Consider the following 20,824-nt stretch of genomic DNA (forward strand, 5'->3'; position numbering starts at 1 on the left):
TCTCCTCAAGCTCAGCTAACCAGCTTTTAGATTCTCTTTATAAATTAGCTCTTACTAGAAGAAATTGAAGATATGGGTAGGAGTGAGAGCGGCTGTTGAAACAGGACTATCGATCGACACATTTCCGAGTGAATCTCCTTTTGTGGATGAAGAAATTCTTGAGCTAAACTATACGGAGTGCCAAGAATTAGATCTTTAAAGTGCATCGTTAATCCTTTGATCTTCGTTGACCCGCTCTCAATAATTTGAGCCACTTCCTGACGCGTAATCTCAATTTCTTGCAGAACGAGCAGTTCGGTGATCGCATCCAAGCGATCAAGCACAGCCCATGGGTGTAAAAGTCAGCGCTGTTCGGAAATAATCATTGACAAATCGACTCGATATAAGCGTCGTACTCATCCACATTCACTTCTTAGTTTTGAGAAAGTCCAAAAACCTAACCGTCCCGTCTCATGGCAACAAAGCAGGACGGCTAAAAGGAATGATAAAATCCTCGACTAGCTCTCCATACTGGTCTAGCCCAAGGGTCCAGTAATTTATTACGATTGGAACAGCTCTGGGCAACACCAGATTATAAGTTGTGAAAAAAGTTCGCTAAAAAAGCTTAACTTAGGGCAAAACTATACATTAAAGAATTAAAAAATTTGCTCAAGTCAAGCTCAACCAAGAAATGCAAAAATCCCCTACCTAGAAGGCAGGGGATTTTTTACTCTACAGCGTTAACCAATCTCAAGGATTAATTAAACTTACCCGCTGTAGCCGCAATCAAGAAGGCAGCGTAAGTTAGGATATAACCCACCGTAAAGTGAGCTAGACCCACTAACCGACCTTGGACAATAGAGAGAGCAACCGGCTTGTCCTTCCAGCGAATCAGGTTCGCTAGAGGAGTCCGCTCGTGTGCCCAAACCAGAGTTTCGATCAGTTCTTGCCAGTAGCCCCTCCAGGAGATCAAGAACATGAATCCAGTTGCCCAAACCAGATGTCCAAATAGGAACATCCAAGCCCAAACCGCCAAATTATTCATGCCATACGGGTTATACCCGTTAATCAATGGAGCAGAGTACTGCCAGAGGTAGTCACGCAGCCAACCCATGAGATAGGTGGAGCTTTCGTTGAATTGAGCGACGTTACCTGACCAGATTGCGAGGTGCTTCCAGTGCCAGTAGAACGTAACCCAACCAATCGTATTCAGCATCCAAAACATTGCCAGGAAGAAGGAGTCCCATGCAGAGGTATCGCACGTACCGCCACGACCCGGACCATCACAAGGGAAGGCATATCCGAAGTCTTTCTTATCTGGCATGAGCTTGGAACCGCGAGCATCCAACGCACCTTTGACCAAGATTAAGGTGGTGGTGTGCAGACCGAGCGCGATCGCATGGTGAACCAAGAAATCGCCAGGGCCAATCGTCAGGAACAAAGAGTTGGTTCCATTATTAATGGCCTCTAACCAACCGGGCAGATAAAGCGCACCAGTATTGGATGCCAAGCTGTCAGGGTTAGCCAACAGTACGTTCAAGCCATACAGTGCCTTACCAGAGGAAGCCTGAACAAATTGAGCAAACACCGGCTCGATCAAGATCTGCTTATCAGGCGTTCCAAACGCGGTTACTACGTCGTTATGAACATAGAGACCGAGCGTGTGGAAACCCAAGAACAGGGAGACCCAACTGAGGTGAGAGATAATCGCTTCTTTGTGTGACAACACCCGCGCCAACACATTGCTCTTGTTCTGATCCGGATCGTAGTCACGTACCCAGAAGATAGCTCCGTGGGCAAATGCGCCGACCATGAGGAACCCAGCAATGTACTGGTGGTGCGTGTAGAGCGCCGCTTGCGTAGTGAAGTCTTTCGACATGAACGCATAGGGAGGCATCGCATACATGTGCTGAGCCACCAAGGAGGTGATCGTACCCAAGGCAGCGAGTGCCAAGCCTAACTGGAAGTGCAGGGAGTTGTTCACCGTGTCATAAAGACCTCTGTGACCTTCGCCCAGTCCACCAGCCGGAGGAATGTGAGCATTGAGGATGTCCTTAATGCTGTGACCAATTCCGAAGTTGGTCTTGTACATGTGACCCGCAATGATAAAGATCACTGCGATCGCCAGATGGTGGTGCGCCATGTCCGTCAACCAAAGCGATTCGGTTTGCGGATTGAACCCACCCAAGAACGTCAGAATTGCTGTACCTGATCCTTGCGCTGTGCCGAACACATGATTGGCAGTATCCGGATTTTGAGCATACGCTCCCCAGTTGCCCGTAAAGAAGGGCTGTAAGCCTGCGGGGTGAGGCAGCGTAGACAAGAAGTTACCCCAGCCGACATGCTGCCCCCGAGATTCGGGAATCGCAACGTGAACCAAGTGACCCGTCCAAGCCAAAGAGCTAACGCCGAACAAACCAGCCAAGTGGTGATTCAGGCGAGACTCAGCGTTCTTAAACCACGCCAAGCTCGGACGGAACTTGGGCTGGAGGTGCAACCAGCCTGCAAACAAGAAGATCGCAGACAAGATCAGCAAGAAGATCGAACCTTGGTACAGATCACCGTTGGTTCTCATGCCGATCGTGTACCACCAGTGATACAGACCAGAGTAGGAGATGTCTACAGGATAGGTAGCGCCGCCCTGCGTAAACGCATCAACCGCGGGCTTACCAAACTGAGGATCCCAAATTGCGTGTGCGATCGGTCGCACATTCAGCGGATCTTTAATCCACTGCGGAAAGTTGCCTTGCCAAGCAACGTGAAACAAACTGCCTGAAGCCCATAAGAAGATGATTGCCAGATGACCGAAGTGAGTTGCAAAGATCTTCTGATGCAACTTCTCCTCTGTCATGCCATCGTGGCTTTCAAAGTCGTGTGCCGTCGCAATCCCGTACCAAATCCGACGAGTCGTAGGATCTTGGGCAAGGTCTTGGCTAAATTTTGGAAATTTAGTCGCCATAACTGTTTATTAATCCTCTCGGCTCATCCAATTGACAGTGACCGAGCAAGGAAGAATGCCCACGTGGTGACAATTCCTCCCAACAGATAGTGAGCAACGCCCACTGCCCGTCCTTGAATAATACTCAACGCACGAGGCTGAATCGCCGGTGCAAATTTGAGCTTATTGTGTGCCCATACAATGGATTCGATCAACTCTTGCCAGTAGCCACGACCGCTAAACAAGAACATCAAGCTGAATGCCCAAACAAAGTGAGCGCCCAAGAACAAGAGTCCGTAAGCAGACAGAGCAGAACCGTAGGAGTTAATCACCTGAGAGGCTTGTGCCCACAGGAAGTCACGCAGCCAACCATTGATCGTGATTGCGCTTTGAGCAAAGTTGCCGTAAGTGACATGAGTAACCGTGCCATCAGGAGCAACTGTTCCCCACACATCCGACTGCATCTTCCAACTGAAGTGGAAAATTGCGATCGACAGGGAGTTGTACATCCAGAACAGACCGAGGAAGACGTGATCCCAACCAGAAACCTGGCAGGTGCCGCCTCGACCCGGACCATCGCAAGGGAAGCGGAAGCCCAAGTTCGCCTTGTCTGGAACCAGACGAGAGCTACGTGCAAACAGCACACCCTTGAGCAGAATCAGCACCGTCACGTGAATCGTGAAGGCGTGGATATGGTGGATCATGAAGTCTGCCGTACCCAGCGCCATCGGCATCATGGCAACTTTGCCGCCAACAGCGACCACATCGCCACCAAACACGACAGAAGCAGGTCCTAAAGCGTTGGGAGCGGTGGCACCAGGAGCCAGCGTATGAATGTTTTGAATCCACTGCGCGAACACTGGCTGGAGTTGAATTGCGGTATCTGAGAACATATCTTGGGGACGGCCCAACGCACGCATGGTGTCGTTATGGACGTACAGTCCAAAGCTATGGAAGCCCAAGAAAATACAGACCCAATTTAAGTGAGAGATGATGGCATCGCGGTGACGCAGGACGCGATCGACGATGTTGTTTTGATTCACAACCGGATCGTAGTCACGCACCATATAAATGGCAGCGTGAGCAGCTCCACCGACGATAAAGAATCCACCGATCCACATGTGATGGGTGAAGATCGACAACTGGGTAGCGTAGTCAGTTGCCAAGTAGGGATAAGGCGGCATCGAGTACATGTGCTGAGCAACAATAATGCTCAGAGAGCCGACTGCTGCCAAGTTGATTGACAATTGAGCATGCCAAGAAGTGGTTAGGTTCTCATAAATCCCCTTGTGGCCTTCGCCAGTGAAAGGACCTTTGTGAGCCTCATGAATTTCCTTGATGCTGTGTCCGATACCCCAGTTGGTGCGGTACATGTGACCGGCAATGATGAACAGCACCGCGATCGCTAAGTGGTGATGCGCGCTATCTGTCAGCCATAAGCCGCCAGTTACAGGATTCAGACCACCTTTGAAGGTGAGGAAGTCAGCGTACTCACCCCAGTTCAGGGTAAAGAACGGAACCAAGCCTTTCGCGAAGCTGGGATAGATGTCTGCCATCAGTTGAGGATTCAAAATGAACTCATGAGGCAGAGGAATCCGATCCGCAGGAACGCCACGATCCAGCAATTCGTTGATGGGCAACGCAACGTGAATTTGGTGTCCTGCCCAAGCCAGCGAACCCAGTCCAAACAGACCGGATAGGTGGTGGTTCAGCATCGACTCCACATTCTGGAACCACTCCAGCTTAGGAGCGCGCTTGTGATAATGGAACCAGCCTGCAAACAGCATGAGACCAGCCATCACCAGACCGCCGATAGCCGTCACATAAAGCTGGAAGGTGTTTGTAAAGCCAGCTGCACGCCACAGTTGGAAGAATCCAGAAGTAATTTGAATGCCACGGAAGCCGCCGCCGACATCCGCGTTGAGAATTTCTTGACCGAAGATGTCCCACACAACCTGGGCGCTGGGTTTGACTCCTAGCGGGTCGGCGAGCCATGCTTCATAGTTTGAAAACTTAGCGCCATGGAAATACATGCCACTGAGCCAGATGAACACGACTGCCAAATGACCGAAGTGAGCGCTAAAGATCTTACGTGAAACGTCTTCTAAGTCGCTTGTGTGACTATCGAAATCATGAGCGTTGGCGTGTAGGTTCCAAATCCAGGTGGTGGTTTTAGGACCTTTGGATAGGGCGCGATCGAAATGACCCGGTTGCCCCCACTTCTCAAAAGAAGTTGGAGTGGGATCCTTATCGACGACAACCCGTACCTTTGCCTCACGCTCCGGTGGGCTAATTGTCATTGAGACTCTCCTCTCTCTAGACAAGGAACGAGGAATCCGCACACTTGGGCGAGTATCTCAAACCGTTTACCACTCGTTAGTGAGCAACCTGATACTTAAACGCCGCCCAGCAGATCGATCCAGCTAGGGATGGCATATGGGATTCAGGTTCAGTTTGAGATACAAGAAACATCCAAAATATTTTCAGAAGGTGAAATTATGGTGGATGCCGCTTTTGTGGGTTCTCACTCGAGTCATTATAGGGTGGTCTGTTAAGCCTTTTCTGATGGATTTAACAATAATTCAAAGTTCCGGGATCCTTACGGGGCTTGGGAAGCGATCGCACTCCATTTCAAGATTTACGCTTGGATAAACGGCAATAAAGTCAAGAGGTTTTTACTGAAGTTAATATTCCTTAAAAGTCGAACGTTGAACTTAAACCCCATAAGTGGAATTGATATTTCTTTTATCTGATTATTAATAAAACGTTGTGAAACGATTTGTAAACGCGCAACGCCGCTTTACGTTCTCTGAATTTCCCACAGGCAGACCGAGTTTTTCCGCTATAGTTCCGTATGGATGGCTAGAAAATCGAGAAATCGCAAGCTGTTCCTGTCGAATGACTTGGGTCTTCTCGGAGTGTTGACTGTTATTAGGAGTACGGTTTGGTGTTTGGGATCACGCGCTGGCGCAAAACTCGGATGCTTTCACTCTCTTTAGTGTTGGCAATGACAGTAAGTTTGTGGGGCTGTGGAGGGTCTGCTCCGGCAGCGATTCCGCCAGAAGCGATTAGCGTAGGGCGCACTGGTGTGTCGAAACTAAAGCCCGCACCCACAAAGATTTCTGGAAAGATTTCGGAAGTGTCGCCTCCAGAGGTGATTGGGCAGCTAAAGGACGTGTTGGATCAGTACCAGCCGCAGCTTACGATCGCAAGTCCCCGCTCCGACGAAGTCTTAAACGACAATACTGTGTCGATCAAGTTTCAAGTCCAGGATCTACCTGTATTTAAAGATGAAAAACTAGGCTTAGGTCCTCATATTCATCTTTTCTTAGATGATCAGCCTTACCAAGCGGTTTACGATATCAGCAAACCTGTTGTTCTAAAAGATCTTGCCGCAGGAACGCACACAGTTCGTGCTTTTGCAAGTCGTCCTTGGCACGAAAGCTTCAAGAACGAAGGCGCTTACGCCCAAACGACCTTTCACGTTTTTACCAAGACGCCGGACAATAATCCTAGTGCTGATCAGCCGCTTCTAACCTATAGCCGTCCCCAAGGAAGCTATGGCGCAGAGCCAATTATGCTAGATTTCTATCTCACGAATGCACCGCTTCACTTTGTCGCTCAAGAGGACAAGAAAGATGAGATTGCCGACTGGCGAATCAAAGCAACGGTAAATGGCAGTAGTTTTATCCTCGATCGCTGGCAACCGATCTATTTAAAGGGCTTTGAACCTGGCAAAAATTGGGTTCAGCTAGAATACATCGATGAGAACGGCAACGCAATTCAAAACGTTTACAACAATACGGCGCGAATCTTCACTTACGAGTCGGGTGGCAACGATGCCTTATCTAAACTCGTGCGAGGCGATTTATCATTTGATGCTGCCCGGAGTATTGTTGACCCAAATTACAAACCGTCCGAGCCAAAAACACCAGAGGTTCCAACTCTAAAACCTGCTCCTAGCCTTGAGGTAACGCCTGCTCCTGATATTGCTCCAGTAGTTCCTCTGCCGCAGGTAAACAACAAAAGCCCGCTTGTTCCAGTGGTTCCTCTGCCAGAAGCAACTGAAAAGCTGCCTGCCGAACCTGAAAACGTTCCTGAGAAAGAAACTCCGCTTGCGCCAGCACCGGAAAGTCAATCTAGTAAGAAACCTAAAGGCGGATTCTTCAATCGCTTCCGTTCTGGTACTGAGAAATCAGACTCAAAGGCGACTCCTGCTCCAAGTGAAGCACCGAAGCTTATAAACCCTGAAGAGCCATCTAAACCTTCAGAGACGACAGAAAACAAAACTCCTGAAATACCAAAAGTTATAAAAGCGAAGGAGTTAGAACCTAAAAAGGTAGAGGTCAAGGAGCCAGAAGCTGTTCCTGCTGTTGAAGTGCCTGAAGTGAAGGAGCCAGCACCTGTAGTTCCTCCGATAAAAGAAACACCAAAAGGTGGGTTTTTCAATCGGTTCCGCCCCGGTGCAAAATCTTCTCCAGCACCTGCCCTGCCTGAGCCGCCTGCTGAAGCAATTAAAAAAGCAGTAGAACCTGAAGCGAAACCAAGTGATTCTAAAGATTCAGTAGTGGAGCGTTACGATGACAAGTTCAAAGAGTTAGAAGACGCTCCTGCTAAGCTATCGAAGCCTGCTGCAAAGCCTGAAGCTTCTGAGGCGTTAAAAGCGATCGACAAAGCTGTTCCTAAACCGTCAGCAACAAAAGCTCCGGTTAAAGCTCCGATTAGTGTGCCTGCTCCAACCAATCCATCACCTGTAGAAGATCTTGAAGCTACAGAGACAACCTTACCTGAACTTGCCGCACCACCCGCACCCGAACCCACTCCAAAAGCAGGGTTCTTTAATCGCTTCCGTCCTACTAAAGCTCCGAAAGCGACTCCAACACCTAGCTTTGAGGTTCCAAAAGCAACTCCAAGTCCAACGCCTAACCCTCAAGATCCGTTACAGATTTTAGAGAAGAAAGAAACGGCAGATAACAAGCCGAATGAACCGAGTGCCAATGAGGGCGCGCGCGATAGTTTAGTCGATCGTCTTCTAAAATCGCCAGAACCGACTAAGCCAGATCCTACGATCGCGAAGCCTGCTGACACGACCAACAAATCATCTGAGAACGTCTCTTCTGAAGTCAGTCCGACACTCAGCAGTCCAAAGCCAACGGCATCGTCTGGGCCTAGCATTCGACCTACGGCTAAAACTCCTGCACCTGTTGAGCCATCTTCTAAAGATATATCCACTCCAGCCGTACCTAAAGTAGAAACACCTGTTGCTTCACCTACAGAAGTTGAAGCTCCTGATACTTCAGGGTTTCAGCCTCAGACAGAGCTAGAACGACGACTCGGAATACCACTCAAAGCTTTATCTCCCACACCTTAGTAAGGAGTCTGGGTAGATAAGACAAGAGTTAGCCCTTACCCCAATCCTCTTTTGCGGGAGAGGGAGCAGGAGTTGGATATGGAAGAGGAGAGAAGCGGGGCTATTGGTAGACTAATGCTTATGTACTCATTGCTTTAACAGCTATGCCTCGTTTTCTTCATTTAGCGGACGTTCATCTAGGGTTCGATCGCTACGACAGCAAAGAACGAACGAAGGATTTTTACCGAGCGTTTGAAAACGTGTTGGACAAATATGCTGTGGGTCACAACACTGAAGGTGTGCCTCCGGTTGATTTTGTGGTGATTGCGGGCGATTTGTTTGAGCATCGCACCATTCAACCCAACATCCTGAACCAAGCCAAACTCTGTTTGCAGATGCTGAAAGAGCATCACATTCCAGCGATCGCAATCGAGGGAAATCACGATAATCGACCCTACGGCACTCAGACCAATTGGATTAAATATTTAGCAGACGATGATTTGCTGATTTTGCTGGAACCAGAGCGATCGCCCGACGGCGACATCGTCTATGAGATGTGGGACGGTGAAGCGGGGGGATACATCGATCTGGATTGTGGCGTCCGCGTGTTGGGATCTCAGTGGTATGGTGCGTCTGCCCCTCGCGCGATCGGGTCGTTGGCTGAAGCAATTTACAAATTACCGCCGAGTCCAGGACATACGGTAATGCTGTTTCATCATGGGTTAGAAGGACAAATTGCGCGGTATCAGGGAGCGCTGAAATATAGCGACTTGTTGCCGCTCAAAGACGCTGGCGTTGATTATTTGGGATTGGGACACATTCACAAGAGCTATGTTGAGCAGAATTGGGTGTTCAATCCTGGCTCGCTAGAGGCAAATAGCGTTGAAGAAGCGAACTACGATCGCGGTGCATTTCTGATCGAGTTGACGCCCGATGGTATTCAGGCAGAACTCAAAACAAACTATCTTCAGCGATCGCTAGTTCGGCTAAAACTCAAAGCGACGGGACAGGAGAGTTCGCAGCAGATCGAGGAGGGCGCGATCGCAATCATTCAGTCGGCGATTCAATCCGGGAAGCTCAATCCTGCTGTTGAACCGATGGTGGAATTGCGAATTGAAGGAACAGTCGGCTTCGATCGCTTCGAGTTAGACATCAAAAAGCTTCAGCAAAACCTAAAAACGCTGAGTGGAGCGCTAATTTTCTTGCTGAAATACGAGGTGGATTTACTTGAGTACGCCACACCTTTAGCGGAAGATGCGAGTCGAGTCCAGGTCGAACAAGAAGTCTTTACCGATTTATTAGCGGCAAATAACACGTATAAAAAACGAGCGACGGATTTAGCAAAAGGTTTGATTGACCTGAAGGACTTGCAGTTAGAAGACCAATCAGAAACGGAATTGTATCAGTTTGTAGAACAGCTAATTGAGCAGAGCAACTAGCAATCTGTCAAATTGGGATCAATGCATTTAAAAAGGGATAAGGGATGAAAAAATCCCTCTTGTAAAGACGCGACGCCTTCGGTGCTGCGAAGCAACTGATCGCGTCTTTACGACTCGGCATTGAAGTCGATCAACAAGTCTCCAACACTACTCTTAACTGACTGCCTTCTCACTGACTTTCCGAGTGCGTCGCTTTCGCTGGCTTTTGCGAACACCGCCAGCCATTTCATATTCAGAGCTATCATTGCCGTACTGAAAAGCAACGCCAAGCAGCATTTTTTCTGAGATTTCCATCAATACTTTTTCAGCTTCTAGCATCGCGGTGCGGTCTGCATCTAGGCGTGAAAGTGTTGTGTTGTAAGCGGCTACCCGTTGGCGTGTGGTTTCGATCGATTCTGCAAATGCTTTAATGGTGAGACCCTTACCCAAGTCAAGCTCTGGGTTGATAGACTTCAAACCCGCTATTCGACGCTCGGCTTTATCGACACTGGTTGAACTGCGCTTTAGACGTGCCATAAGACGTATTTCATTCTCAAAAGGTGGATACTGCCAAAATGCCCGGCACAATGCCACCATAAACCTATCGATCGCTCGGTAAATTACGGATTTTTTAGCGATTCATTCTTTGGAATAACCGAGAATCTACTGATCAATTTGACTTTGAGTAAGTGAAATCGGCTAACGGAAACCGAAATGCTTTGAACACATACCTGAAATTGAGAAATCGGTATCCAAAACTAAGAAATGCTAACTTGAATTAAGAAATACTTATGCAAGCTCAAGAAACGCATACCTGAAATCGAGAAACGCTTATCTAAAATCAAGAAACAGGTCTGTGTTTCAAAGATTCGTCGAGCAGGAAGGCGAGTTATTGCAGTGGCGAAGCATTCAAATGGAGATGGCTTCCGCTTAACCGAATACATTCGAGCTGTGTATCACTAAATAACCTGTTGACTGAACCTAACGAAGGTGAAGCGTCACCCTTGCATCGGATCAATTGCCTCAACAGGTTCGGCTGAATCTTCGGGTTGAGCCTTCAACGGCAATAGCGCCCAAAGCATTTGCCTTATCGAAGTTTGCCGATTCTCTCGCACAAAGACTAACGGCAACAGCGCGAGCAATCTCGTGCCGCTTGAGAGGGCAAATAGTCCTGGCAAGCCACCATAGTTAGCAAACTGAGCCAGGACGCCACCCACCGTTGTTCCTAACGCACCGCTAACTCCTGCGATCGCGGCGGCGATCGCAAAATAACTAGACTGATTTCTGAGCGGCGCAACTTCCAGTTGAATATTGTTATTGCACAGATCGATCGCAGCCCACGTTCCGCCTGCCACAATATGCAGCAACGGTAACCAGAGCCAGATCGACAGCGCATCTGTTCCCGTTCCTAGCCACAGAATCGGGGTTGCTGCAACCAATACGCCAACTGTCAATAACAAAAATCGATTTCCAACTCGATCTGCCAATTTGCCCCAAAAGATTAGCATTACCAAGTTTGCACCTGCCGTTAGGCTGTTGTAGAGCGTCACCCAACGAACATCAAGCGCCAGGTTATCTAGCATGTACAGGTTAAAAAATGGCGCACTCAAATTAACCGAAAACATCCACACGCCAAAGTAAAGGAGAAAGCGTAAGAAATTTTTGTCCTTTAGGATAGCTAGAACTGGAGACTGACTTGCCACTGACAATTCATTAGAGTTCTCTTCACTCGACTCCACCTCGCTACTGGAGTTCTCTTTTTCACCAGAAGAAAGGCTAGAAATAGAAGCCGCCGACTCCGCGTCTTGCAATTCATGTAGTTGGCGAGGATTCACATCCACCATCCCCCACTGAAACGCTAGACTAAGTAACCCGATCAGAACTCCGAGAAACAGGATTATCCCATACCCTTCAATTGATCCGTCTGGAAACAACGACACCATAAATCCGGCGAACGGAATCGAAATTAAACACGTCAGATTAGCCGCACTGTTGCGAATACTAAAATAGCGTCCTCTAAGGCGGCGGGGCACTAATGCTGCCATCCAACTTAGCCAAGACGCGCTGCCAAATGCGCCCATAACGTGAGTGACAAATACGATCGCCAGCGTCCAAATAATCAGTACGTGGGAATCGATTTTGCCGTAGCTAAATAAGGCGATGCCAACGACCAGCAGCAGCCAGACCAAACGCGCTGGAGCATAAATCCATAAGCAATAGTTGTGACGACTCGTAGAGCGATCGCCAAAATAAGCGCCGATGGGCTGCATCAAATTTGCCAGCATCGGAATCGAGGCTAACATGCCAACCTCCGTCGGATTCGCGTGTAGCTCGACCAAAAAATTGCTGAGCAGAACTCCCCCCGCCACATTTGAGAATACCGTCGCAAAAATTCCGTCTAGCGTAGAGGCGCGTAAGCTCTGGCGAATTTCGGGTTTAGACAACCGGGATTCGGGTTCTTTGCCATATGAAATAACAGATTCGGTTCCCGTGATCGGCTCTGGCGATGTTTGTGAAAGATGGGTAATTGTTTCGCTCGTTCCTAAATCCACAGGTAACCCCTCTGCGATTATTCGCTGCAAAAAAGTCTACTGCGATTTCACGAAGCTTTATCCCGCTAATCAGAGACCGTTTTGCAAAGTCTGCGATTTACGCTAGAAACTCGTGTCAAGATCCAATAGACGACTTAAATATAAACGTAAATATATTATTTGCTTTACATAATAGAAACCTTCTGCCTCTGGGATAGCATTCATGGATTTGGACCTAGCATTTTCCTCAGCTCTAGAACAAGCACGACTGATTCGAGAAAAACAGATTTCTCCTCTAGAGCTAACGCAGCTTTACCTCGATCGCATTGAGCAATTCAATCCTCATTTAGGCAGTTTTTACACGGTGACGGCAGAGCTTGCCCTGCAAGATGCCGCAGCAAAAACCGAACAGATGATGCAGGATTCAGAATTGCCGCCTCTATTTGGCGTGCCGATCGCCATCAAAGATCTCAATCCGGTAAAAGGCATTCCGTGTTCCTACGGCCTCAGCATTATTAAAAAGCGGGTAGCCGAACTGGATGACGTGACCTACATCAAACTGAAAGCGGCGGGTGGAATTTTACTTGGCAAAACTGCAACGTCCCAATTGGGTTCGTTTCCCTACACAGAGCCACCAGGCTTTCCACCCGCCCGCAATCCCTGGAATCTTGACTACACGCCTGGGGGTTCTAGCGGTGGGTCGGCGGCAGCAGTGGCGGCAGGATTGTGCGCGATCGCTCAAGGGTCAGACGGTGGCGGGTCGGTGCGAGGCCCAGCGTCTTGCTGTGGATTAGTGGGCTTAAAGCCCTCACGAGGACGCATTTCTCAAGCCCCAATTGGCGAACATTTAGCGGGCTGCGCGACGAATGGGCCGATCGCCCGTACGGTTGCAGATTTGGCAGCGTTCATGGATATCACCGCCGGGTACGTTACAGGCGACCCATACTGGTTGCCCAATCCTGAGCCATCGTTTTTAGCAATGACTCAGCGATCGCCGCAACCGTTAAAAATTGGGGTAGTGACAACCATCGAGCCAGTGGGAGAAGCTGATCCAGAATGTGTGGCGGCAGTGGAAAAGATGGCTCGGCTGTTGGAGGGGTTGGGGCATAAGGTTGAGCCTGCGATCGTTAACTTAGGCGATATGGTAGAGCCATTCATCATCCTGTGGCGGACTCAAACCGATGTTGGCGTTCCACCATTCTTCCTAGAGAAAGTAAATCGCTGGCTCTGGTGGAGAGCAAAATTTACGACTGCTGCTCGTTATGTTAGGGCAACGCACCAAGTCCAAACCTCTGCCCGTCGCTTGGTGCAACTGTGTGAGCCGTTTGATGTGCTGCTCACTCCAACGTTTATGGCCCCGGTGATCCGCGTCGGCGAATGGAAACAGCTAAGCCCCGTGCAGACGCTCGACCAAATCATTCGATGGATTGCACCATTGCCGCCCTTTAATATGAGCGGTCAACCCGCGATCAGCATCCCCGCCGGATTCGATGAGCGTGGGCTACCGATTGGCGTGCAACTGGTCGGGCGTCCAGCAGGGGATGGAACCCTTCTATCGTTAGCGGCACAGATCGAACAGGCGCAACCGTGGGCCAGCGATCGCCCCACCTTTGCAACCCGTTCGATCCTCTAGAGGACGTCAGCCCTTGCTAACCCCACAGTCGGGATCACCAGCGTTGGGAGTGGCGTCGGGATAGTAGGTCACGATCGCTCGGCTGGTTTTTACAAATACTGCCTTAAACGGTTGCTTTGCATCAGGATCTTGAACGGTATACAAGCAGGCCGCGTTACCAGCAGATCTGCCAGCAAATCCTTTAAACGCTTGACTTGCTTCAACCAAAATATCTTGAGCATCGCTGACGTAAGAATATCCCTTCTTAGAATCTCGAATTCTCCGATTGCCTTGCCGAACTTCAACACCTAGCGTATAGATTTCTCCATCTAATACTTCTTCTGCCCCCGAATTGTTTGCCAAGCGTCCGCCAATGCCTTCGGTTTGCAGTTGCAGATAGCGACCCCTGAAATGCAAGCCGCCAATCTTTTGTGAGCCGCGAATCTCACCACAAAAAATGTGTTTAAACCCGTTGCGATCGGACCAAATCGTAATCAGGTCATCCTGAAACTGACTATCACTCCGGCGTCCAGCAAACAGTTCTCCGCCCACCGCCGCCTTAATTTTCTGAACCACTTCTGGCGATTCTGTAAACAAACGACGAAGCGCGATCGTACCAACCTGACTGCCAAATGCTCCGCACGTTGCCAACACTTTCTGATCAAACGAATTGAGTTGCGGTGCGGATGGCGTGATATCGACCTTACGATTTTTAGGTACGCCGACCGAAACCGGATTACTGGTTTGATCAAAAAACGGCAGTAGAGCGCTGCTTGTATTTTTAGGGGAATGTCGCTTTTTAGGACGAACCCGATACTCGCTTTGAGAAGTTTGAGCCAAGGCCAAGTCGTGAAGTGGAGTAACTACTCCTGCCAAAATAAGCAGCAATCCGAGAAAACGCATCGTCATAGAACGCACCTACAGATAATGAATAACGGGATGGGTAATCAATTGTGTAATCAATCACGTTATCCGCAGATCGTGTCACGAAATCCTCAAAGTGCAGCAACTTTCTTCAGCGCGTTCTAAAAACTGGTGGATGGGTAAACTCCCAATATCGTCTGTAATTGAGCTATGCGTTCCAAGTTCCCGTTTGCGTTGATACTACTTCTCGGTTTGATTTACGTGGGGTTTGGCGATCAGTTTTTACCATCTGCGATCGGGCGCTACAGTTTGCAGACGCGAAGCGCGATCGACACCGCATTGGTTGGGTTGTTTCCCGCTTGGCGACCCAAAACCAACCCTCACAAACGAACGAATGATGCGATTGATCGCGTTGAAAAACAAGGCAAATCTGCTAATCCCTAGCGCTAGCAGCGGATTTAGTAACCAAATTAACGGATAAGATCATTTGTTAATCTGCTGCTAAATCCGCTGCCAACCTAACTATGCTTTTTTGAGCCAGCTAAACATCGATCGCAAATCCTTGCCGACTTCTTCGATTTGATGTTCGGCTTCTCGGCGGCGCATCGCGTGGAATCCAGCTTTACCCGACTGATTTTCTAACACAAACTCACGGGCAAACTGTCCCGTTTGAATTTCGCTTAGAATTTTCCGCATCTCTGCGCGAGTGTCATTCGTGACAATTCGAGGGCCGCGAGTCAGATCGCCGTACTCAGCCGTGTTAGAAATACTGTCGCGCATCGTGGCTAAACCACCTTCGACAATCAGATCGACAATCAGCTTCACTTCATGCAAACACTCGAAATACGCGAGTTCTGGCTGATAACCCGCTTCCACTAGCGTTTCAAATCCGGCTTTGATCAACGCGCTCAGACCGCCGCACAACACCACCTGTTCACCAAACAGATCGGTTTCGGTTTCTTCCCGGAACGTCGTTTCGAGAACGCCGCCCCGTGTGCCACCGATTCCTTTTGCATATGCCATTGCGCGATCGCGAGCTTGACCCGTCGCATCTTGATACACCGCAATCAGCGCAGGCACACCTTGTCCTTGCTCATACGTGCGGCGCACCAAATGCCCAGGCCCTTTGGGGGCCACCATGACTACGTCAACTTCCGCCGGAGGAACGATCTGAGCGTAGTTGATGTTAAAGCCGTGAGCAAATGCCAGCACATTTCCTGCTGATAAATTCGGTTCAATCTCATTCGTATAGACCGATCGCTGCACTTCGTCTGGCAGCAAAATCATGATAAAGTCAGCCGCTTTGGTTGCATCAGCAACACTGTGAACGGTCAAGCCCGCGTCTTTGGCTTTGACAGCAGACTTGCTGCCCGGATACAGTCCTACAATGACGTTCATGCCGCTGTCTTTGAGGTTGAGGGCGTGAGCGTGCCCCTGAGAGCCGTAACCGATAATCGCGATCGTTTTTCCAGCCAGTAAATCTAAGTTGGCATCAGCGTCGTAGTACATCCGAGCCATAGGGTCTCCTTCCAGCGAGTCAAGTAATGTCAGAACCCCTAATGGTATCAGAAGGGGGGGACGGGATGGAGAATTGTCATTAGTTATTAATGGAGGATCGCTGTGGGCAAGGCTTTGTAAGAAGGGAGGTCTTCGATCCACTTTGCGAGAAGGAACCCCTACGGCAACGCTTCGCAAATCATCCCCACTTTGAACAACAATTTGAACAAAGTTGTGGGTTAGAGTAAGCTTCGTTCTGCGTCATTGATCGTTGAGAAGACGACTGAATTTATGGCTTCTGCACCTCGATTTCCGTTGCTTCGCTTCATTCGCGAATACTTCATTTATCTCTTACCGTCTGCATTGATTGTTTATCTAGTTTTAGAGTCGTATCAAATCGATCTTCGTCCTTATTACATTGCGGGTAAGTCAATTTTGTATGGATTAGATCCTTACTTCAACCATGTCAATCAATATCCTGAGTTCTACACGCCAGTCAATGCAAATGACTCGCCCGGTTCAGGATTTATTTATCTACCGATCGCAGCGTTTTTATTTGCGCCGCTTGCGGTAATGCCTTACATGACAGCGAAAATTGTTTACAGCGTTGTTATTTTGATTGTTTTATGGTTGCTTTTATTTGAATTAGTCAAGCAGAGTAATTTTGTGATTCAGGGCGAACCCTTACTCTTTGCAATGACTAGTTTTCCTGTTTTTGCTACCTTTGAACGTGGACAAATCGACATTCTTGTTTGTTATCTCACGGTCTTAAGTTTTCTGATTTATCAGCAGTCAAGACAAAAAGTTTTGCCCGCTTTTCTAATCGCGATATCGTTTTGCATCAAACTATTCCCCGGAATTGCGCTAGTTTACTTTCTAATTAAGCGAGAGTACAAACTAGTTGCTTATGGAGTGGGATTTATTATGGCGTTCCTTTTAGCGCCGCTTACCTATTTCAATTCGTCTATTTACGTTCATTACGTGCAACGAATCTTACCTGAGGTGTTTGGCAGACTTACGAGTTCAGTGCCCATTAGCACGCATGGACAAAACACCCTCAATCGAGTCGTTACATCGGTCGATAGTCGAGGATTGCGAGTGACCCACGATTTCGTCAACGGCTACATGAATCCGTTTTTACGCCATAGCCCAGTAGCATCAATGATTGTGGGCGCGATCGCATTTGCCCTCCTACTCTATTATCTCCGGCGAGATACGCTCGAATTTCAGTTTTTTGCCATGATCAACAGCATTAATCTTTTCAATCCCAAACCCTGGATCACAGGAATTGTTTGGTATATTCCGCTATTCGTCTACTTGTTTGGTAAAGCGAATCATCTCGGTAAATTTATTCTGCTTCTACCGCTGTTTGTACCCCCATTCACCAACAGTAACGGAATGTTGGCCTATGCGATCGCATTAGCGTTTGCGATTCCTCGATCAAGAAAGCGGCTATTGCAGCCTTTGACTGCGCCGCAATAAGATTTAGCGAAGCGATTGAAAGCCATCTACTAATGCAGATGCCGCACCTAACACGCGATCGCCGCCTGATTCTGTTGCCGCAATCAGCAGCAGTAACACGCTATCCCGCACCTGACGCGATAGAATCACACCGCCCACGGGTTGAGTTTGCCCCGCGATCGTTAGATTTCCTGTCCAGTCGAGTTGCAGTCCGCCCGGAATCGATCGCACTTCTCCCGTGGCAAAGCCTTCGCCCTGCTTAAACGCGTTCTGCACGATCCTAACCAAGGCATCGTTAGGCAGTAGTCCACCCGCAACGCCTAACTGCGCCTGAGGCTGCACCTGCACCGTATAGGCCAAGTTACCATCGGGCGACTCGACCAACACCGAACCTGCCAACGGACTCACCTTAAAATCTTTAAGAATGCCAACCTTAAATTGTCCACTCGGATCTTGATACTCTCCGCCTAGGGGTAATGGAGTCGCCGTCGGAGCAGCAGGCAACGGAGCCGAGGGAATGCCTCCTGGTGCAATGGGAACTGGCGTAATCGTCGGAATTGGCGTGATAGAAGCGCTTGGGGATGGAGAGGCAGACGGTGAAGCAGTCGGAATTGGGGGGCGTGGGTTGGGCAGACTCGGATCAACCGGGATCGGCTCGACAGGGACGCCTATCCCACCACTGGGGGACGGCGAGGGCGACTGAGCAATCACAGAAACAGGGCGACCCATCCACAACGCAACAGCCACGATCGCACCTACAGCGCATCCAATCATCCAACGGCGTCTCGATTTCATGACTCCTACCCTCTTAGTACCGATGCATTACCAAAATAAAACACGCCCGCGACACAGCCGATCATCAGCGTCGCTAACGTCGCCGCCCACAGTGCTTTCCAGCCTAATTCGCTCAAATCTCTGCGGCGCGATGGAATCAAAACCGAAAATCCGCCGACAAAGATTCCGACCGAGGGCAAGTGAGCAAATCCGCACAGGGCGTAACTGACAATCAGCAAACCGCGATCGCTAATCACGCCCTGACTTGCTAGAACCGCAAGCTGTTGATAGGACGGCACTTCGGTCGTAATCAATCGGCTACCAATCAACACCGACGCCTGCCAGAGTTCATTCCAATTTCGCGAAATGCCTGTGAGAAAGGTGAGCGGCAAAAACAGCGCTCCCATAATGTTTTGCAGGGTGATCACTTGGAAAATTAAGCCAATCCGCCGCAAAATTAAACTATTGCTGTTTGCGAGAGACGCAAGATTACCAAAGAAGAGATTGACTAAGGCAATCAGTCCGAGAATCGCAATGAGTAGAGCCGCGATCGCAATGGCCAACTTCACCCCTTCCATTGCCCCGACAATCACGCTCTCCATCGCATTGATGGATTCAGCTGGTTTATCATCGCTCTCGTCAATCTTTTCTTCGGGCAGACTGCCTAAAGTCTTTGGTACTTCTATTTCAGGAACCAACAATTTAGACATCACAAAACAGGCAGGAATCGCCATAATCGAGGCGGAAACCAAATGTCCTGTAATATTTGGAAACGTCGGACGCAACAGCCCGGCATACAGCGCTAACACAGTTGAAGCAATACTACCGTAGCAGGCCGTGAGAATCGCGCAGAGTTCACTACGAGTCATGTCTGCTAAAAACGGGCGAACCACAAGCGCCGATTCAATCCCGACAAAAATATTCGTTGCGCCGCTGAGCGCTTCTGCACCGCTCAGATTCATGGTTCGCCGAAATAGCTTGGCAAACGCTTGAACAACAGGCTGAATCAGCCTCAAATAATAGAGCAATGACATCAAGGCAGAGAAGAAAATCACGGAGGGCAATGCCCGAAACGCAAAGACGTAGCCCAAGCTGAGGTTTTCGGGACTTAAGCGATCGCCCGGAACCGGAACATAGGGAGGCGTCACAGCTCTTGCAATCCAGCGCCCTATCAAAATTGGACCCGATGGAGTGGCGGGATTAGGAACCAGCAACGGACCAAAGATAAATCGCGCGCCCTCTTCTGTGGCATCTAAGATTGCATTCACGCTGGTGCTAACGGCACTCACGAGGGTACGAGTGATCGGAAATGTAAAAATTAACAATCCCAGGACTAGCTGTAGCCCAATTCCCCATAAAATCACCTTCCAAGGAATAATCTGGCGATTTTCTGACCCGAGCCAAGCAATGCCGCACAGAGCAAAGATGCCAGCAAATGACAGCAGATTTAACCAAGACATTAGCGGTACAAACCCATACAATCGTTCAATCGAATCTTTAGCAAATCTATCAGCATTCGGATCGAATCTTGCAGCAGATTCACGTTTGATGGTTTTAGCCGATAGCGAGTAGAAACTTTGGCTGGAATTTCGCCGATCGCATAGCCCCACTTTTTCGCCAAATAAATCAGCTCCACATCAAACGCCGCATTCGTTAGCTCTTGAGCGCCAAACAGATTTCTGGCCGCGTCCCCACGAAACCCGACTAAGCCGGACTGCATATCGCTGTAGTTAAGATTTAAAATGCGGCGCGCTAAAAAGTTAGAAACTTTTCCAGCAAGTTTGCGCTTCAGCTTTAGTTCCTTACCATTGCCTCTCGCTAGGGTTCGATCGCCGATCGCGACATCACACGAGCGCAGCTTTTCAACCAATCCATCTAAGTGATCTAATGAGTAGCTCAGGTCGCCATCTAAGTAGCAAATAATATCGCTATCGGTATATTCCACGCCGCGTCGCACCGCATATCCTTTGCCCGCACGAGGGCTATAGGACAACAGTTCAATTCGTCTGGCTTTGGTGGCATACAGCCCGGCTGCCAAAATTTCTTTGGTGCGATCGCATGATCCATCATTGACGAAAATAAACTTGTAATTTGGATGATCCGGCAGGTAGCGCAGCAACGCTTCAAAGGTTTTTTGAATAGACGCTTGTTCGTTATAGACGGGCAAAATGACCGATACCTGTCCCGTTGCACTGAAGCGAGTAGACAGTGAATGATTCGCGGTGCGACGCTCTATCGGAGGAGTTTGTCTTGCCTTCGGATAATTACTCACAGTCGGTTCACCAAGAGATGCTACGGTACATTGGTTTCTTCATTTGCCGTCCTTCCTGCTGAAGGTGGCAGCCTATCACACCGCAGGTTGACTAGAACACATAAATTACGATACAGGAAAAGACGGAG

15 protein-coding genes are annotated in these 20,824 nt (G+C 49.0%); 5 read left to right on the forward strand and 10 right to left on the reverse strand.

Annotation, left to right across the window (positions count from 1 at the left end; all coding sequences use genetic code 11):
- Nucleotides 1-44 precede the first annotated feature (44 nt).
- The 3 genes from AC5I6P_RS13305 to psaA form a co-directional block, all read right to left on the reverse strand.
- A complete protein-coding gene (locus AC5I6P_RS13305; RefSeq protein WP_495694248.1) occupies nucleotides 45-323 on the reverse strand; it encodes a hypothetical protein in 279 nt (92 codons plus the stop codon).
- Between the two features lie 413 nt (nucleotides 324-736).
- Nucleotides 737-2,938 (reverse strand): photosystem I core protein PsaB, encoded by a 2,202-nt coding sequence (gene psaB / locus AC5I6P_RS13310; RefSeq protein WP_495694249.1) that lies wholly within the window; start codon nucleotides 2,936-2,938, stop codon nucleotides 737-739.
- Nucleotides 2,939-2,961: 23 nt separating this feature from the next.
- On the reverse strand, nucleotides 2,962-5,217 hold the full coding sequence (psaA, locus tag AC5I6P_RS13315) for a photosystem I core protein PsaA (RefSeq protein ID WP_495694250.1): 2,256 nt from the start codon (nucleotides 5,215-5,217) through the stop codon (nucleotides 2,962-2,964).
- A gap of 680 nt (nucleotides 5,218-5,897) precedes the next feature.
- On the opposite strand from psaA, the gene AC5I6P_RS13320 reads away from it, so the two are divergent.
- The gene (locus tag AC5I6P_RS13320) at nucleotides 5,898-8,288 is read left to right on the forward strand and encodes a hypothetical protein (RefSeq protein WP_495694251.1); all 2,391 of its coding nucleotides are present in this window, start codon (nucleotides 5,898-5,900) and stop codon (nucleotides 8,286-8,288) included.
- A gap of 143 nt (nucleotides 8,289-8,431) precedes the next feature.
- Complete coding sequence (locus AC5I6P_RS13325; RefSeq protein ID WP_495694252.1) at nucleotides 8,432-9,706, forward strand: metallophosphoesterase family protein; 1,275 nt, start codon at nucleotides 8,432-8,434, stop codon at nucleotides 9,704-9,706.
- 153 nt (nucleotides 9,707-9,859) lie between these two features.
- On the opposite strand, the gene AC5I6P_RS13330 is transcribed toward AC5I6P_RS13325, so the two are convergent.
- Together AC5I6P_RS13330 and AC5I6P_RS13335 are read right to left on the reverse strand one after the other, a co-directional pair.
- Nucleotides 9,860-10,222, reverse strand: coding sequence for a hypothetical protein (locus AC5I6P_RS13330; protein WP_495694253.1), 363 nt, complete (start codon nucleotides 10,220-10,222; stop codon nucleotides 9,860-9,862).
- Between the two features lie 461 nt (nucleotides 10,223-10,683).
- Entirely contained in the window at nucleotides 10,684-12,237 is a 1,554-nt protein-coding gene (locus AC5I6P_RS13335; protein WP_495694254.1) for an MFS transporter, read from the reverse strand.
- 202 nt (nucleotides 12,238-12,439) lie between these two features.
- Between AC5I6P_RS13335 and AC5I6P_RS13340 the strand changes: the two genes are divergently transcribed.
- Nucleotides 12,440-13,849, forward strand: coding sequence for an amidase (locus AC5I6P_RS13340; protein WP_495694255.1), 1,410 nt, complete (start codon nucleotides 12,440-12,442; stop codon nucleotides 13,847-13,849).
- A 6-nt stretch (nucleotides 13,850-13,855) separates the two neighbouring features.
- Here AC5I6P_RS13340 and AC5I6P_RS13345 read toward each other — a convergent pair whose 3' ends face one another.
- The gene (locus tag AC5I6P_RS13345) at nucleotides 13,856-14,737 is read right to left on the reverse strand and encodes an EndoU domain-containing protein (RefSeq protein WP_495694256.1); all 882 of its coding nucleotides are present in this window, start codon (nucleotides 14,735-14,737) and stop codon (nucleotides 13,856-13,858) included.
- A 165-nt stretch (nucleotides 14,738-14,902) separates the two neighbouring features.
- On the opposite strand from AC5I6P_RS13345, the gene AC5I6P_RS13350 reads away from it, so the two are divergent.
- A complete protein-coding gene (locus tag AC5I6P_RS13350; protein ID WP_495694257.1) occupies nucleotides 14,903-15,136 on the forward strand; it encodes a hypothetical protein in 234 nt (77 codons plus the stop codon).
- Between the two features lie 78 nt (nucleotides 15,137-15,214).
- Here the strand turns inward: AC5I6P_RS13350 and ilvC are convergent, their stop codons facing one another.
- Nucleotides 15,215-16,210, reverse strand: a complete 996-nt coding sequence (gene ilvC / locus AC5I6P_RS13355; protein WP_495694258.1) for a ketol-acid reductoisomerase — start codon at nucleotides 16,208-16,210, stop codon at nucleotides 15,215-15,217.
- 270 nt (nucleotides 16,211-16,480) lie between these two features.
- On the opposite strand from ilvC, the gene AC5I6P_RS13360 reads away from it, so the two are divergent.
- Nucleotides 16,481-17,671 (forward strand): glycosyltransferase family 87 protein, encoded by a 1,191-nt coding sequence (locus AC5I6P_RS13360; RefSeq protein WP_495694259.1) that lies wholly within the window; start codon nucleotides 16,481-16,483, stop codon nucleotides 17,669-17,671.
- 3 nt (nucleotides 17,672-17,674) lie between these two features.
- On the opposite strand, the gene AC5I6P_RS13365 is transcribed toward AC5I6P_RS13360, so the two are convergent.
- The 3 genes from AC5I6P_RS13365 to AC5I6P_RS13375 are packed head-to-tail and all read right to left on the reverse strand — an operon-like array spanning nucleotide 17,675 to nucleotide 20,696.
- The gene (locus AC5I6P_RS13365) at nucleotides 17,675-18,445 is read right to left on the reverse strand and encodes a hypothetical protein (RefSeq protein ID WP_495694260.1); all 771 of its coding nucleotides are present in this window, start codon (nucleotides 18,443-18,445) and stop codon (nucleotides 17,675-17,677) included.
- 5 nt (nucleotides 18,446-18,450) lie between these two features.
- Nucleotides 18,451-19,884 carry a NupC/NupG family nucleoside CNT transporter gene (locus AC5I6P_RS13370; protein ID WP_495694261.1) on the reverse strand — a complete coding sequence of 478 codons (1,434 nt, stop codon included), beginning with the start codon at nucleotides 19,882-19,884 and terminating at the stop codon, nucleotides 18,451-18,453.
- Nucleotides 19,884-20,696 carry a glycosyltransferase gene (locus AC5I6P_RS13375; protein ID WP_495694262.1) on the reverse strand — a complete coding sequence of 271 codons (813 nt, stop codon included), beginning with the start codon at nucleotides 20,694-20,696 and terminating at the stop codon, nucleotides 19,884-19,886. Before AC5I6P_RS13375 ends, AC5I6P_RS13370 begins: the two co-directional genes overlap by 1 nt.
- Nucleotides 20,697-20,824: the final 128 nt, after the last annotated feature.

It is taken from the genome of Myxacorys sp., assembly GCF_059501405.1.

What these genes read in the sequence shown, in the direction of transcription:
- AC5I6P_RS13370 (WP_495694261.1), bottom strand. Translation starts at nt 19,884, where the DNA reads ATGTCTTGGTTAAATCTGCTGTCATTTGCTGGCATCTTTGCTCTGTGC.
- AC5I6P_RS13330 (WP_495694253.1), bottom strand. Translation starts at nt 10,222, where the DNA reads ATGGCACGTCTAAAGCGCAGTTCAACCAGTGTCGATAAAGCCGAGCGT.
- AC5I6P_RS13320 (WP_495694251.1), top strand. Translation starts at nt 5,898, where the DNA reads ATGCTTTCACTCTCTTTAGTGTTGGCAATGACAGTAAGTTTGTGGGGC.
- ilvC (WP_495694258.1), bottom strand. Translation starts at nt 16,210, where the DNA reads ATGGCTCGGATGTACTACGACGCTGATGCCAACTTAGATTTACTGGCT.
- AC5I6P_RS13345 (WP_495694256.1), bottom strand. Translation starts at nt 14,737, where the DNA reads ATGACGATGCGTTTTCTCGGATTGCTGCTTATTTTGGCAGGAGTAGTT.
- AC5I6P_RS13350 (WP_495694257.1), top strand. Translation starts at nt 14,903, where the DNA reads ATGCGTTCCAAGTTCCCGTTTGCGTTGATACTACTTCTCGGTTTGATT.
- AC5I6P_RS13360 (WP_495694259.1), top strand. Translation starts at nt 16,481, where the DNA reads ATGGCTTCTGCACCTCGATTTCCGTTGCTTCGCTTCATTCGCGAATAC.
- AC5I6P_RS13340 (WP_495694255.1), top strand. Translation starts at nt 12,440, where the DNA reads ATGGATTTGGACCTAGCATTTTCCTCAGCTCTAGAACAAGCACGACTG.
- AC5I6P_RS13325 (WP_495694252.1), top strand. Translation starts at nt 8,432, where the DNA reads ATGCCTCGTTTTCTTCATTTAGCGGACGTTCATCTAGGGTTCGATCGC.
- AC5I6P_RS13365 (WP_495694260.1), bottom strand. Translation starts at nt 18,445, where the DNA reads ATGAAATCGAGACGCCGTTGGATGATTGGATGCGCTGTAGGTGCGATC.
- psaB (WP_495694249.1), bottom strand. Translation starts at nt 2,938, where the DNA reads ATGGCGACTAAATTTCCAAAATTTAGCCAAGACCTTGCCCAAGATCCT.
- psaA (WP_495694250.1), bottom strand. Translation starts at nt 5,217, where the DNA reads ATGACAATTAGCCCACCGGAGCGTGAGGCAAAGGTACGGGTTGTCGTC.